This window comes from Acinetobacter sp. YH12151, from assembly GCF_013418355.1.
Taxonomy (GTDB): Bacteria; Pseudomonadota; Gammaproteobacteria; order Pseudomonadales; family Moraxellaceae; genus Acinetobacter; species Acinetobacter pseudolwoffii.
On record NZ_VPCG01000051.1, the window covers coordinates 1 to 13,192 of the forward strand.

Genomic DNA, 13,192 nt, shown 5'->3' on the forward strand with positions numbered 1-13,192 from the left:
AAGAACGGACTGATCGCTATAAGTCGGAACTGACCGACTCAGGCTCTAGTTACACGTTTGGCAACAAGACATTAACAGAGTGCGAATTAGTCCTTGACTATGTTTGACTACATTTTAAGGAACAGATTCCAATTCGTATTGTGAAGATTCCTGCCGGAGTTTCTCTTAATGCAGAGCGACAAGGCCCTTGTCCTGATACTTATCAGCGCGAGACCTGCTATGGTGGAAAGCTGACATTTAGTGTGAGAAATAACTTAAGTCAGGCAGATTACAGCATGCAGTATACGATTTTTGATGCAGATGAAAAAATGTCTGAAACAGCAACGATCCTGCTACGAAATACGGTAAAAAATGCCAATACGTCATCAAGTGGTGGTGGCTCATTCGGAATTTGGGGACTATTCGGATTATTTGGGCTGGTCGCTTATCGCCGTCTAAGAAAATAAAACCTAATTGGAAAATTCAAAAGCCTCCATTTGGAAGAATGCTGATCAGTTAAGGAGTTTAGAAATAGACGCTTTAACTTTTTAGTGGTTCACGATGGAGTCTTAAGGTTTTAAATCAAATATTTGTCATATCATTTGTGACTTTGGTTTTACCCAAATGAGAAGCGGAGTTTCACAAGGAAGGCATCTTGCGGAGTAATACACCTCATGCATCCAACAGTTGCGGATGACTTTTCCACCTGGCAAATATGATCATGAATTTAAAAAAGAAAATGCCAGTCAATTGCTTAACTGACTGGCATTATCCATTTAGAGGCTTTTTATATGGGTCGCTTAATGCGAGCTAGAGGGTGGTTGAGTCGTTTGCTGGTATTTGAGAATGTACTCTTCCCGAATGGCAAGTCGTTCTTCAGGTTTGGCGTTTTGCATGCGTAAGCCAAGTTCTCGACGTTCCTGACTGCTCATCATTTGCCAAGTCTCACGCATTCTTTGTTTTTCAACCTCAGGAAGCTGGGTAAACCAGTCCATACGCTGCTGTAAGCTGACGCTCTGCTGTTCTGGAATTTCCTTAAGAGACTGATAGCGTTTAATAAGTGCCAACTGTTCGGAATCAGAAAGACTATCCCAGGTATCGGAAATCTGAGTATTTGCATCTTTAGAAAAGATCCAAAAACGTTCAAATCCTGCAAAACTGGTTTGCAGAAAACTGAATGCACAAAAAGCAATTGCCAATCTTTTAGCTGCCATGTGGAACTTTGTCCTCACCTAGAACCATTAGCATTTCTAAATCTTCAAGCATTTGTGGGGACAGTTTCGGTACTGACACCATTTGGGTTTGCGGCTCATTGTGGCTAGAAATATTGGGTAATACTACAACACCTGCAATTGCTGCTGCCAAGGCAAAACCTGACATTTTTAAAAATGCAAAACGTGAATGTTTAGAATCCTGAATTTCTTCAAGAACATGGTGCATGACAACAGGTTTGTGTTTATGTTGTTGTGCCAGTCCATCGAGTTTGGAAGTTACTTGTTTTAAGAAATCATCTTGATTCATTCGGATGACCCTCCCAGATATGGATTTAAATGTGCCAAAGAGGTACGTAAGCCTTGAATAGCACGGTGATAATGAGTTTTTACACTGCCTTCTGAGCAGTCCATAATTTGTGCGGTGGTATGCGTATCAAATCCTTCCCAAGCTCTCAGCATAAATGCCTGCTGCTGACGTACAGGTAGTTTGGCAATGGCTTCCTGGATTTCTTTAGCTGTCACTGCCTGATCCAGAAAGTCCAAAGGCGTCGGTGTAGCTTCGTCCACGATATCCTCAAGTTCAATTTCGTCATCATCCAGACTGACTTTCTTAAAAAATGAAAACATCTGACCACGCCGTGCTTCTTTACGACGCCAATCCTGTAATTTGTTGTTCAGAATTGTATAAAATAGGGGATACCATTCTTCAGTACTTTTTTCCGCATAGGATTTATGTAAGGAAATGAAAGCTTCCTGAACCAGATCCATGGCAATACCATGATGACCTTGAGTTGCACTTTCCATCATCACCAAGGCGCGTCCAGTCACATCTTGCATAAAATTCTTCAGACGTGCTTCAGCCGTACTCTTCAGAATACTTACATCGTGTGATTGCAACTGTTTTGGTGCTAAATCCATAGAGATGGAAAATCCTGTCATTGGACACCCACCATGATTCCCAAGTTCATAATCATATAACGTTGGGAATCATGGTTTGGTTGACAATTAAGTTTATTATTTTTGTAGTGTAATCTATTTTATAAACGGGCAGGGCCGAATTAAAACACTGTAACCTAAATCCCTAATTAGATACGTTGACGTACCATTTCAAAGAAACAGATCGATCCTGCAATCGCAACATTTAAGGATTCCTGACCACCTGGCTGCGGAATACTGACAGCTTCTGCATGTTGCATTGCATAATCAGAAACGCCTTGACCTTCATTGCCCAAGATCCATACGCAAGGTTTACCTAAATCTTTTGAGTACAGACTTTCGGCACGATGTGAGCTGGTGACGTATACAGGAATTTGAAATTGCTCAAGAATTTGTTCAAGTGCAATATTTTCAAAAGTTTGCAGCGTGAAGTGCGCGCCCATACCGGCACGTAATACTCGTGGTGACCAGAGTGAGGCAGAACCTTTGGTGCAGACAATCTGTTCAATACCGGCTGCTGCTGCAGAGCGAAGCAGGGTACCAACATTACCCGGATCCTGTACATTTTCCAGAATTAAAGTGTCGGCTTTAAAATCCAGTGCATAATTTGCTGTCGGTAAAGTGACCACAGCTAAACAGGCTAAAGACGTTCCTAAGGTGCTTAAATCTTTGTATAAAGATTCGCTTAAAACAAAGACCATCCCTGTGTATTTTGCGAGAATTTTCTCGAAATCAGGATGCGAAAGTGCATGTTCAGTGGTAAAAATCGAATCAATTTTACGGTTTTCATGCAGCCAGGCGAGAGACAGATGCGTGCCTTCCAGCACAGTTTGCCCCTGTTTTTTACGATAGGTGTTTTGTTCAATCAAACCACGTAAGTGTTTAATTTTTGGATTGTCTTTTGAATCAAGAAAAAAAGTTGGCATGGGAGATATAATCCACGGTAGCCGATTCAATATCGGCTACCGCTATAAAAAATTAGTTATGATAGCTGGTCACAAGATCAACTTCGTTTTTAGAACCGATAATCACTGGCACACGTTGATGTAGATCGGTTGGTTCTATCTCCAGAATACGGACACGGCCTGTGGTGGATGCGCCGCCAGCCTGCTCCATGAGCATACTCATTGGGTTGGCTTCATACATTAAACGCAGACGACCAGCTTTAGCCGGATCTTTAAAGTCGTATGGATACATGAAGATACCGCTACGACAAAGAATACGGTGAATATCGCCCACCATACAGGCAACCCAGCGCATATTGAAGTCTTTTTCACGAGGGCCGGTTTTGCCTGCTAATAATTCATCGATATAACGTTGTACTGGTGCTTCCCAGTGGCGTTGATTCGAGGCATTGATCGCATATTCTTTGGTATCTGCAGCGACTTGAATCGCTTCAGAAGTTAGCAGGAATTCTTGAGTTTCCGGGTCAAAGGTAAAGAATACTACGCCTGCACCGACAGTCAATGCCATCATGGTCGATGGACCATACAGTACATAACCTGCAGCCACTTGATTGACACCGGCTTGCATAAAGTCTTCGGCCTGAGTCACGGCATTTTTCGCAGGAAGAATCGAGAAAATCGTACCCACACACATATTGATGTCGATATTACTTGAACCATCGAGTGGGTCGAACAAGACCAGAAATTGACCATTTTCTTGTGCAGAGGTGAATTCATCCAGTTCTTCTGAGGCCAAACCACCGACATTCGGGTGTTGCTGTAAAGCATCAATCAGATAATCATTGGAAATGACATCCAGTTTCTTTTGCTCTTCGCCTTGAACATTTTCATGCTGTGCACTTCCCAATACACCCGCTAAAGCACCTTTTTGCAGCAACAGATCGATGTCCTTGCAAGTGTTTGCAATCGTTTCAATAACTTGTGCAAGTTCAGGTGTGAGATTCCCGCTTTGTTGCTGTAAAAACTGGGATAGGGTGCGGTATGACATAAGGGAAAACTCCAAGACTTAAATCGGGAAAAAATGATCAAAACGATATGCGGCTATATTTTAGATGAGAACGTACTAAAAGAAAAATCAAACTGGATTATTTGTATCGATTTTGCCCTTGCAACTCCTGTGGAAAGTGCTATGTTGAATGCAAGGGAAAATTGAGAATAGGAGCACAGATATGACAACATTAAAGTTTGATGCGACTCCAACGCCAAGTGAAGGCATTACTTTAGATGATATCTCTGAAGACAAGATGAAAGAAGCCTGGCGGGATTATGAAGCAAAACCAGAGTACAAACAATTCAATAAACACGACCTGATTGAATCGATGCAAGCAGTTGAACCAGGCCAGACCGTAGAATAAACAGATTTGTTCATTCAACCCAATAAAAAGCACTCAATCATGAGTGCTTTTTATTTGATACGCCAGCATTGAAAGTTATTTTAACAATGGTGGTACCGCTTCATAATTAATTTCAACACGGCGGTTTTCTTTCCAGGCATTTTCATCATGACCTGGATTGATTGGCATTTCCTTACCATAGCTGACGGCTTCTAATTGAGCAGCATTTACACCAGTAGTCACCAGGAAGCTTTCAACAGCTTTGGCACGACGCTCACCAAGCGCCATGTTGTATTCACGGGTACCACGTTCATCGGTGTGACCGGTGAGTGCGACACGTGAATTGGCATTGGCCATCAGGAACTGTGCATGTGCTTGTAGTGTACGAAGATCTTCATTGCTGAGTTCAGTACTGTCATAGTCAAAATGTACGACACGTTTTGCCAAGAAAGCCTTGTTTTCCGCAGTGACACCCTTTGCCGATGCACCCGCCATGTTTTGTGCATTTAATGCAGCATCTTCACTCAGACCTTGCGTATCCACTGTGGTTGAGCTGGTTGTATCTAAACCGCCGGTTTGAACTTCAGCGGCAGGTTTACGGCTCGCACAACCTGTCATGACGACAGCTGCTGCTAAAAGTGGTAAGGCAAATAATTTTACTTTGTTCATCTTTATCTCCATGAAGTTTGATTATGGGGTAAAAGGTTTATACAGATACCAATGTTATTTTGGTGCCCAAGCCGGTTCACGGACTTCGCCCGTTTCACTTGGCAAGTTCATACGGAAACGACCATCTAGTGACATGATCGACAGAAGTCCGCGCGCGCCTTCACGTGTGGCATACACCACCATCTGGCCATTTGGCGAGAAACTTGGTGATTCGTCTAGAGTTGTTGGCGTCAGAATATTATTTACACCAGAGTTCATGTCTTGAACGGCAACCCGATAGTTACTGCCGCTTGGACGATGAACCAATGCAAGTTTCTTGCCATCTGCGCTCAGCGTACCACGTGCATTAAATGCACCACGGAAGGTCAGACGTTTATTGCTACTTGAAGCGAGATCATGGCGATAAATCTGTGGAGATCCACCACGATCAGAAGTAAAGATAAAGGATTTTCCATCTGGAGCATAACGTGCTTCGGTATCGATCGCACTGTCATTGGTCATACGTTGTAATTGACGTGTTTCCAGATTCATCTGATAGATTTCCGGATTGCCATGCATGGATGCAGTAAACAGCATGCTCTTGCCATCTGGAGAGAAACTTGGTGCGCCATTTAAGCCACGGAAACTGGCCAGTTTTTCGCGTTGTCCTGTGGCCAGATCCTGTACATAAATTGCCGGACGTTTGGTTTCAAACGAGACATAAGCAATTTTTTTGGCATCCGGTGTCCAGGCTGGAGAAAGAATCGGATCACGCGAAGTCAAAATGGTTTTTGGCTGTTCGCCATCGGTATCAGCAATTTGCAAGGTATAACGTTGTTCTGGTGTTGCTGGATTACGCAGTACATAAGCAATACGTCCAGTAAAATCACCTGGAATGCCAGTTAATGCCTGATAGATGGCATCACTGATCATATGCGCTGCCTGACGGGTACGTGAGGCTGGAACAGTTAGTAATTCATTTAATAGATATTGTTTTTTTTCGATATCGTATAACTGATACTGGATTTCAAAAGAACCATCCGCTGTGGTTTTTGATGAACCGGTCACGACATAGGGAACGCCAGCGGATGCCCAAGCTTCTGCATTCGGATTATTTAATGTGGCAGTCGCAGGCAGGTTTTTTGAAGCACTGGTAAATCTGCCTGAACGATTCAAGTCATTTTCAACAATAGGATAGATGCTCTGATCCTGACTGAATGGCACAATGGCGATTTTAGGTGCTGCCTCAGGTGCCTTGGTAATTTCCAGATGCAACTGGGCATAAGACTGAGTTGCCAATACAGGACTTAAAGCGCCAATGATTGCGAGGCAGAGTAGGTGTTTGCGAGTCTTTTCCATCATTCGTTATTTACTCAAATCAACGGATTTATTGTATAGGTAGCTTGGGCTACATCATCGCATGGATTTAATAGAATAAAACCAGGATTTTATGACCAAACTGTTATGACACTGTGAAAAATGAATATTATTTAATCATATTAAAGTGAAGTTTAGCTGAAAAAACCAAGCCATCACCTCAATAATGTGTGATGGCTTGGTTTTTATTGTGCGGTAAAGGTTGATGTAAAACTTCGTGCTTCTCGACGTGCATCTGGATCTGAAGGCATCGGATAAGGCGCAGCAGCCCGCACCGCAGCTTCTACGCTGGCTTTCATGTCTGCATCACTTGAGTTCACGATGACAGAAACCACACCGCCATTGTCATTCAAGGTCACACGAGCAGTAGCGCGCTGACCTGACGATCCCACTGGGGTATCCCAAGCACGTTTAATTTTATTTTCGAAATCACGTTTTGCAGTAGACGCAATCCGTTTTGATTCTGCTTTTTTCTGAGCAGCTTCTTCAGCGGCCTGTTTGGCTGCTGAAGCCTTGGCATCTGCCTCAGCTTTGGCCTTTGCAGCAGCATCGTTTTTGGCTTTTGCATCGGCATCCGCCTTACGTTTTGCATCCGCCTCAGCTTTGGCCTTTGCAGCAGCATCGTTTTTGGCTTTTGCATCGGCATCCGCCTTACGTTTTGCATCCGCCTCAGCTTTGGCCTTTGCAGCAGCATCGTTTTTGGCTTTTGCATCGGCATCCGCCTTACGTTTTGCATCCGCCTCAGCTTTTGCTTTAGCTGTCGCCTCTGCTTTGGCTTTTGCATCCGCATCAGCTTTACGTTTCGCCTCCGCATCTGCCTTACGTTTTGCATCCGCGTCAGTTTTTGCTTTAGCTGCCGCCTCAGCTTTGGCTTTTGCATCGGTATCAGCTTTACGTTTCGCATCTGCCTCTGCTTTGGCTTTCGCAGCGTCATCGGCTTTTTGTTTGGCGGCCAAATCCGCTTTTTTCTGAGCATCTAATTTGGCTTTCTGTGCAGCATCCGCTTTACGCTGTGCATCTGCTTCAGCCTGACGAGCAGCTTCGGCATTTGCCTTGGATTTTTGTGCTGCCTCCGCTTTCGCTCTGGCTGCTGCCTGTTCGGCAGCTTCGGCACGTTTCGCTGCTTCAGCAGCTTGTTGTACAGCCTTGGCTTGCGCTACCTCTTTGAGTTCCTGCTGGGCTTTTTGTGTATCCACTTTCGGTGCAGGCGGAGCAGCAGGTGTGGCAGGCGCCGCTGTCGGAATGACTGGCGCAGGCTCAGGACTAGGTTCAGCTGTTTGAGTAATTTCTTCTGCGACATTTTCATGTGCAGTTTCCTCAAACGGCGTTTCTTCTCGGGTGACCGGTTTGAGGTCCTCAGGTTTGATCAGGACCGTTTTAATCTGCTTCGGCGGTTCAGGTGGTTTACTCATGCCAAGATAAAGTAAACCCACCAAAGCCACGGCATGGATTCCTAAGGTGAATCCAATCGCGATGGCTTTTTTCTGAAATGGTGGCTTTTTATAATCTTTCATACATTATTCTAATGGCTGGGTCAGTAAACCGACCTGAGATAAACCGGCATCCTGCAGGCTGGACATCAAGGCCATGACATCGCCATAAGGACGGGTATTGTGGCCATTGATCACGACATTCAGCACTTTATTGTCATTTTGTGCCTGTGTTTGCGCTTCAACAAGGGCAGCAGTCAATTCATCCAGCGTAACTGGGCCAGTGGCCTGATTTTTATGTTCTAAATAATAGGAACCATCTTCTTTCAGGGTGACAATGGTCGGTGCATCTTTAGATTCAATCGGTAGCCCATTGGCCTGAGGTAGGTCGACCTTTATGCCACTGGTGATCATGGGTGCGGTGACCATAAAGATCACCAGAAGCACCAGCATCACATCAATATAAGGTACGACATTCATGTCACTTTTCAGTGGCTTTTTAATACGCTGAAAGCGTCCTGAACCTTGAATCGCCATTAGTCTTTGTCCTGAGTTATGCCCACGGACTGACGTTGTAGCAGTGCCACCATTTCTTCGGCAAACAGGGCACGATCAGAGTAAACGGTTTCACCTTTGGCCGTGAAATGGTTAAAGGCCAACACCGCTGGAATAGCTGCGAACAGGCCAATGGCAGTTGCAATCAGGGCTTCAGCAATACCTGGTGCAACCGTCGCCAGCGTCACCTGATCGACATCTGCCAGACCAATGAAGGCATTCATGATGCCCCAGACAGTACCGAACAGACCGACATAAGGTGCAACCGAACCAATACTGGCCAAAGCACCGAGTCCTTGCTCCAGATGACCTTGATCACGGCTCAGGCCGACACGCAGAATACGCTCTGTTCCTTCAATCGACTGGGCAGTCGGTGCATGGCGTTTTTTCAGTTTCAGGAACTCACCCAGACCCTGATAGAAAATATCTTCAAGGCCAGTGCGTTTAGAGTTGAGCTGGGCATTGTTATACAGGGTATTCAGTTCAGCGCCAGACCAGAAGATTTTCTGGAAATGTTCATCATCGGCCTGGGCTTTTTTATAACTCATATAGAGTCTGGCAATCAGATACCAGCTATATATTGAGGCTAACAGAAGAGAAAGCATCACCAGTTGTACGACAGGGCTTGCTTGTAAAATAAGATCTGAAACTTGAAGAGATGATTCTAACTGAGTCGCCATAGTTGTTACGTGTGCCAATAAATTTTTTAGTCTTGTTCCAATTCTTTTTGAATTAGTTCGCGTATTTCATCCGGGAGTCGACGTGGTCGCATCTCTGCACTGATACATGCCAACTCAACCTCACCCGATGCAAGCATGATTTCACCACGATAAATATTTTGTTGCAATACAAATGATGAAGCTTTACATGAAATCACACGTGCAGTAACAGTAATTAAATCATCCATCAGGATGGGGCGCATATATTTGACATTAATTTTGTGTACCACAAAATTATATTCTGCCTGTTGCCAGTAATGACTGACTCCGGCAGCACGCAACCATTCGGTACGGGTGCGTTCCATATAGCGAATGTGGTTAGCATGGTAGACAATACCACCTAGATCAGTATCTTCAATATATACGCGGATATTGAATTCAAAATGATTCGCCATAGTTTTGTTCCATGCAGATGTTCGAAATTTTTGCTTGTTTTTTGGAGAGAGGAAAATCCTTGAATTTGCCGGATTCCTGTCCAAAGTCAAGCAATTTAGCGGGACAAAGTTTAGCATTTTGAGTTTTGAGACCAATGGCACAAGATGTCAAATCTGGCTAGAAATAGTCAAGAGGAAGCGCAGAGCACCTGATAGCTCATTTATAAAACAGCAGAAGATGATGAAATGCGCGAGCTCATCAACTCGCGCATTTTTATAGCAGGCAATTAACCTTTATTGTTCTGTTTCCAGTTGGCCTGAACCTGTTCAGCCACTTTTGGATAATCCAGAATAAAGCGCACATGACTTTCGACACCGGTTTTTAAGGTCGCATCATCGACAATAAAGTTCGGATTATGGTTTGGCGCGGCTTTAGCCGGATCCTGATCGGCCGGCGTGGCACCGACAAAGACAAACAGGGATGGCATGAGCTGGCCATAGTAAGCAAAGTCTTCACTCGCACTGGCATTATTATCCAAGACATGCAATTTATCTTCACCATGGACTTTGGCTAGGGTCGGTTGCATCAGTTTGGTCAAAGTTTTGTCATTGGTGGTAACCGGGGCATAAGGCGCAATTTCGACTTTCACCTTGACATCGTTGGCTGCTGCATTGTGTTCTAGCATCTTCGGTAAGTCTTTTAAAATGCCCTGACGAACGTCTTCGCTATTGGAGCGAATAGTCCCGACCATATTGACCTGATCTGGAATCACGTTACCGGTGGTGCCGCCCTGAATGCTACCAATACTGACCACGCCCATTCCTTTGGTCAGATCCGCTTTACGGCTGATCAAACTTTGCAGATTGGTGACCATCTGGGCAGAGGTATAAATTGGATCTTTTCCTGCCCAAGGCATCGAACCATGAACCTGACTTCCATTGACCTGGATGCGTAAATGATCGGCACTGTTTAAAATGGCACCATCTTTGTAGAAGATATTGCCACTTGGCATACCGGCCATGACATGCATACCGAAAATGACTTCAGGTTTTGGATTTTTCAGGGCGCCGTCCGCAATCATTTTACGCGAACCAATCTGATCGCCTTGGGTAAAGTTATCAATATCTGCACCACCTTCTTCGGCTGGCTGGAACACAAATACCACCGTTCCTGCAATTTTATCTTTGTTGGCGGCCAGAACTTTGGCTGCACCCAGTAACATGGCGGTATGCGCATCATGACCACAGGCATGCATCACATAAGATTCTTTGCCCTGATAAATGGCTTTTTGTTTGCTGGCGAATGATACCGGTGCAGTTTCCTTAATTGGTAATGCATCCATATCTGCATGCAATGCCATGACCGGGCCGGGTTTACCACCTTTTAGTACACCGATCACACCCGTTTTGGCATAACCTTTTCGTACTTCAATCCCATAGGATTTTAATTCTTTTTGAACCAGTTCCGAGGTTTTGAATTCCATATTGCCCAGTTCAGGATGCTGGTGGATATGTTGGCGTAATTTGATGGTGTGTGCTTCAGCAGCTTGTACAGAATCATCAATCCAGTCGGCCAGGCTGAGCTGGCTACAGAAAAGAAGAGGGAGACAAAGGGATATCTGCTTATACATGTTCATACTTCGGGAGAACCTTAAGAATTTTAAATGGTTAAAGAGATTCTTTAGGATGGCATACTGATCTAATTTCGACCAAAACTCTCTAAGTATTTTTTGATACCTTAAAGGTATTCTGGGTGTTAATATCTGTTCTCAAAGAGCTTTATTTGTTCTTTTACATTGTAAAAATATGTATCTAAATTGATTGTTTATATTTATAAGGTATGAAAATCATAAAAATTTCAGGCTGAAAAGGGATAAAAACGATCACATCTATATCAACAACTCGGATGAAGTGAAGATTTTTTAAACTTCTTAAACTTATTTTGGCACTTAGATTGCATTCACTCTTCCGTAATATTTTTTATGATGGAAATTGAACACATGTTAAAACCTTTGGCTTTATCTCTGGCAGTGGCTTCAAGCTTAAGTTTTATTTCAACAAGCATATGGGCTGAAGACTTTAAAATACTGAAACAGCTGGAAAATAAACCGACATTACTCAAAAGTGGTGAATATAAAGGTCATTATTATGTGCCGAGTACCTTGAATACGATTACGTGGGGTTATCTGCCAAATAAAGATGCAAAACCTGTTTTGACTGTACCTTCAGGTAGCACAGTTACTTTCGATACAGTTTCGCATGAAGGGCTGCTGGAAGATCAAGGCCGCAATGCAGAGAAATATTTCACATCAAAAGGCGTCAAGCCTGAGCATGTATTGGATGAAGCCAAGCTGATCACGAATTCCAAATTGAAACATGATTTCCATAAAGATGGACCACACATTATTACCGGGCCTGTCTATGTAGAAGGGGCAATGCCGGGCGATATTCTAAAGGTGGAGATTTTAAAAGTTGAACCGCGTGTGCCTTATGGCGTGATTTCAAACCGTCATGGCAAAGGCACCTTACCCGAATTCCCGAAACGTCAGAAACATGAGCATGCATCTCCAGCCAATCCTGATGCTTATGGCAACGTGTCCATTTTTACCCCAATTGAGAAAAATGCGGATGGTGTATGGGAAGGCGTTTTAAAAACTGAATCTGGTAAAGCGATTCGTTTCCCGCTGAATCCGTTTATGGGCACGATGGGCGTTGCACCAAATACCAGTGAGCCTGTGCACTCTGTGCCACCATCATTTTATGGCGGGAATATCGACATCAATGAATTAGGTGCAGGCGCAACGGCTTATTATCCTGTACAGGTGCCAGGTGCGTTGTTCTATACAGGTGATAGTCACTTTGTACAAGGTGATGGCGAGGTGGCTTTAACTGCCTTGGAAGGTTCGGCACGTGCGACTTTAAAATTCACTTTACTTAAATCTGGAAAAGACAAAATTCCGGGTGCAGAGATTAAACAGCCACTGGCTGAAAATGCTGAATTCTGGATCACGCCGGGTCTGGATGAAGACTTGGACGAAGCCATGCGTAAATCCACCCGTGAAGCGATTCGTTTTTTGGTCAATGAATATGGCATTTCTGAAGAAATTGCCTATGCCTACTTAAGTGCTGCCACTGACTTTGAAGTGTCACAAGTGGTCGATCGAACCAAGGGTATTCATGCGATGATTCGTAAAGCGGACTTTAAGGAGTTTAAGAAAGAAGAGAAATAATTTCTTTATATAGTTTTTTGTTTTGTGCTTTTACCAACTGATTCAGGCATGGTCAGTTGGCTTTTTCTTTTGTAGTGCTTTGAAACTGTTTAGAATGGAGTGAAAAATAGTTGATTTAAAATAAGAAAGGGGATGTCGTGGCGCTAGAAGAACAACAGGCTTTGGTGTTAGAGCGATCGAAAGAACAAAAATTATACTTAGATGTACAACATTCAACTGATTGGGTTGTTGTAATCAGTGTTATAGCGTCCGCAATTATCAGCTTTATTGGATTTTTAATTACTATATACGTTGTAAAAAAATCGGTGGTGTTTCAAAAAGTATGCTGAAAAAAACAATATGGCTTTTGATAAAATAGAGGTATGAAAATAACGCTACAAATCAAATGTCCTACCTGTCTAAGTAACAATATAAAGAGAAATGGCATCAAA

The 13,192-nt window shown here is 43.6% G+C and carries 15 protein-coding genes and 1 pseudogene; 4 read left to right on the forward strand and 12 right to left on the reverse strand.

Annotated elements, in window-relative coordinates; genetic code table 11:
* Positions 1-119: 119 nt before the first annotated feature.
* Positions 120-446: pseudogene (locus tag FTU82_RS16335) on the forward strand (CSLREA domain-containing protein); the annotation flags it as partial.
* A gap of 333 nt (positions 447-779) precedes the next feature.
* Here the strand turns inward: FTU82_RS16335 and FTU82_RS13800 are convergent.
* The 5 genes from FTU82_RS13800 to FTU82_RS13820 form a co-directional block, all read right to left on the reverse strand.
* Positions 780-1,193: a DUF3106 domain-containing protein gene (locus FTU82_RS13800; RefSeq protein WP_180086420.1), complete on the reverse strand. Its 414-nt coding sequence runs from the start codon at positions 1,191-1,193 to the stop codon at positions 780-782.
* On the reverse strand, positions 1,183-1,500 hold the full coding sequence (locus FTU82_RS13805) for a hypothetical protein (protein WP_005097616.1): 318 nt from the start codon (positions 1,498-1,500) through the stop codon (positions 1,183-1,185). The genes FTU82_RS13800 and FTU82_RS13805 overlap by 11 nt, the downstream gene beginning before the upstream one ends.
* Positions 1,497-2,111 (reverse strand): RNA polymerase sigma factor, encoded by a 615-nt coding sequence (locus tag FTU82_RS13810; protein WP_180086418.1) that lies wholly within the window; start codon positions 2,109-2,111, stop codon positions 1,497-1,499. Before FTU82_RS13810 ends, FTU82_RS13805 begins: the two co-directional genes overlap by 4 nt.
* A 167-nt stretch (positions 2,112-2,278) precedes the next feature.
* Positions 2,279-3,055: an RNA methyltransferase gene (locus FTU82_RS13815; RefSeq protein WP_005097613.1), complete on the reverse strand. Its 777-nt coding sequence runs from the start codon at positions 3,053-3,055 to the stop codon at positions 2,279-2,281.
* Positions 3,056-3,107: 52 nt separating this feature from the next.
* Positions 3,108-4,082, reverse strand: a complete 975-nt coding sequence (locus tag FTU82_RS13820) for a class 1 fructose-bisphosphatase (RefSeq protein ID WP_180086416.1) — start codon at positions 4,080-4,082, stop codon at positions 3,108-3,110.
* A 181-nt stretch (positions 4,083-4,263) separates the two neighbouring features.
* Between FTU82_RS13820 and FTU82_RS13825 the strand changes: the two genes are divergently transcribed.
* Positions 4,264-4,449 (forward strand): NF038105 family protein, encoded by a 186-nt coding sequence (locus FTU82_RS13825; protein ID WP_005097610.1) that lies wholly within the window; start codon positions 4,264-4,266, stop codon positions 4,447-4,449.
* 75 nt (positions 4,450-4,524) lie between these two features.
* On the opposite strand, the gene pal is transcribed toward FTU82_RS13825, so the two are convergent.
* The 7 genes from pal to FTU82_RS13860 all read right to left on the reverse strand — a co-directional run bounded on the left by pal (position 4,525) and on the right by FTU82_RS13860 (position 11,162).
* Positions 4,525-5,097: a peptidoglycan-associated lipoprotein Pal gene (gene pal / locus FTU82_RS13830; RefSeq protein WP_005097609.1), complete on the reverse strand. Its 573-nt coding sequence runs from the start codon at positions 5,095-5,097 to the stop codon at positions 4,525-4,527.
* A gap of 54 nt (positions 5,098-5,151) precedes the next feature.
* Positions 5,152-6,435, reverse strand: a complete 1,284-nt coding sequence (tolB, locus tag FTU82_RS13835; RefSeq protein ID WP_171255748.1) for a Tol-Pal system beta propeller repeat protein TolB — start codon at positions 6,433-6,435, stop codon at positions 5,152-5,154.
* A 203-nt stretch (positions 6,436-6,638) separates the two neighbouring features.
* Positions 6,639-7,967 carry a cell envelope integrity protein TolA gene (gene tolA / locus FTU82_RS13840; RefSeq protein ID WP_180101486.1) on the reverse strand — a complete coding sequence of 443 codons (1,329 nt, stop codon included), beginning with the start codon at positions 7,965-7,967 and terminating at the stop codon, positions 6,639-6,641.
* 3 nt (positions 7,968-7,970) lie between these two features.
* Positions 7,971-8,420 (reverse strand): protein TolR, encoded by a 450-nt coding sequence (gene tolR, locus FTU82_RS13845; protein ID WP_005170046.1) that lies wholly within the window; start codon positions 8,418-8,420, stop codon positions 7,971-7,973.
* Positions 8,420-9,118 carry a protein TolQ gene (gene tolQ, locus FTU82_RS13850; RefSeq protein ID WP_004279111.1) on the reverse strand — a complete coding sequence of 233 codons (699 nt, stop codon included), beginning with the start codon at positions 9,116-9,118 and terminating at the stop codon, positions 8,420-8,422. The genes tolR and tolQ overlap by 1 nt, the downstream gene beginning before the upstream one ends.
* A gap of 26 nt (positions 9,119-9,144) precedes the next feature.
* Positions 9,145-9,552 carry a tol-pal system-associated acyl-CoA thioesterase gene (gene ybgC, locus FTU82_RS13855; protein WP_004731733.1) on the reverse strand — a complete coding sequence of 136 codons (408 nt, stop codon included), beginning with the start codon at positions 9,550-9,552 and terminating at the stop codon, positions 9,145-9,147.
* 266 nt (positions 9,553-9,818) lie between these two features.
* On the reverse strand, positions 9,819-11,162 hold the full coding sequence (locus tag FTU82_RS13860; RefSeq protein WP_180086412.1) for an amidohydrolase: 1,344 nt from the start codon (positions 11,160-11,162) through the stop codon (positions 9,819-9,821).
* Positions 11,163-11,531: 369 nt separating this feature from the next.
* On the opposite strand from FTU82_RS13860, the gene FTU82_RS13865 reads away from it, so the two are divergent.
* Complete coding sequence (locus tag FTU82_RS13865; RefSeq protein ID WP_039901925.1) at positions 11,532-12,761, forward strand: acetamidase/formamidase family protein; 1,230 nt, start codon at positions 11,532-11,534, stop codon at positions 12,759-12,761.
* A 137-nt stretch (positions 12,762-12,898) separates the two neighbouring features.
* The gene (locus FTU82_RS13870; protein ID WP_180101484.1) at positions 12,899-13,090 is read left to right on the forward strand and encodes a hypothetical protein; all 192 of its coding nucleotides are present in this window, start codon (positions 12,899-12,901) and stop codon (positions 13,088-13,090) included.
* Positions 13,091-13,192: the final 102 nt, after the last annotated feature.

What these genes read in the sequence shown, in the direction of transcription:
- FTU82_RS13860 (WP_180086412.1), bottom strand. Translation starts at nt 11,162, where the DNA reads ATGTATAAGCAGATATCCCTTTGTCTCCCTCTTCTTTTCTGTAGCCAG.
- FTU82_RS13805 (WP_005097616.1), bottom strand. Translation starts at nt 1,500, where the DNA reads ATGAATCAAGATGATTTCTTAAAACAAGTAACTTCCAAACTCGATGGA.
- FTU82_RS13800 (WP_180086420.1), bottom strand. Translation starts at nt 1,193, where the DNA reads ATGGCAGCTAAAAGATTGGCAATTGCTTTTTGTGCATTCAGTTTTCTG.
- tolQ (WP_004279111.1), bottom strand. Translation starts at nt 9,118, where the DNA reads ATGGCGACTCAGTTAGAATCATCTCTTCAAGTTTCAGATCTTATTTTA.
- FTU82_RS13865 (WP_039901925.1), top strand. Translation starts at nt 11,532, where the DNA reads ATGTTAAAACCTTTGGCTTTATCTCTGGCAGTGGCTTCAAGCTTAAGT.
- FTU82_RS13825 (WP_005097610.1), top strand. Translation starts at nt 4,264, where the DNA reads ATGACAACATTAAAGTTTGATGCGACTCCAACGCCAAGTGAAGGCATT.
- pal (WP_005097609.1), bottom strand. Translation starts at nt 5,097, where the DNA reads ATGAACAAAGTAAAATTATTTGCCTTACCACTTTTAGCAGCAGCTGTC.
- ybgC (WP_004731733.1), bottom strand. Translation starts at nt 9,552, where the DNA reads ATGGCGAATCATTTTGAATTCAATATCCGCGTATATATTGAAGATACT.
- tolB (WP_171255748.1), bottom strand. Translation starts at nt 6,435, where the DNA reads ATGGAAAAGACTCGCAAACACCTACTCTGCCTCGCAATCATTGGCGCT.
- tolR (WP_005170046.1), bottom strand. Translation starts at nt 8,420, where the DNA reads ATGGCGATTCAAGGTTCAGGACGCTTTCAGCGTATTAAAAAGCCACTG.
- FTU82_RS13810 (WP_180086418.1), bottom strand. Translation starts at nt 2,111, where the DNA reads ATGGATTTAGCACCAAAACAGTTGCAATCACACGATGTAAGTATTCTG.
- FTU82_RS13815 (WP_005097613.1), bottom strand. Translation starts at nt 3,055, where the DNA reads ATGCCAACTTTTTTTCTTGATTCAAAAGACAATCCAAAAATTAAACAC.
- tolA (WP_180101486.1), bottom strand. Translation starts at nt 7,967, where the DNA reads ATGAAAGATTATAAAAAGCCACCATTTCAGAAAAAAGCCATCGCGATT.
- FTU82_RS13820 (WP_180086416.1), bottom strand. Translation starts at nt 4,082, where the DNA reads ATGTCATACCGCACCCTATCCCAGTTTTTACAGCAACAAAGCGGGAAT.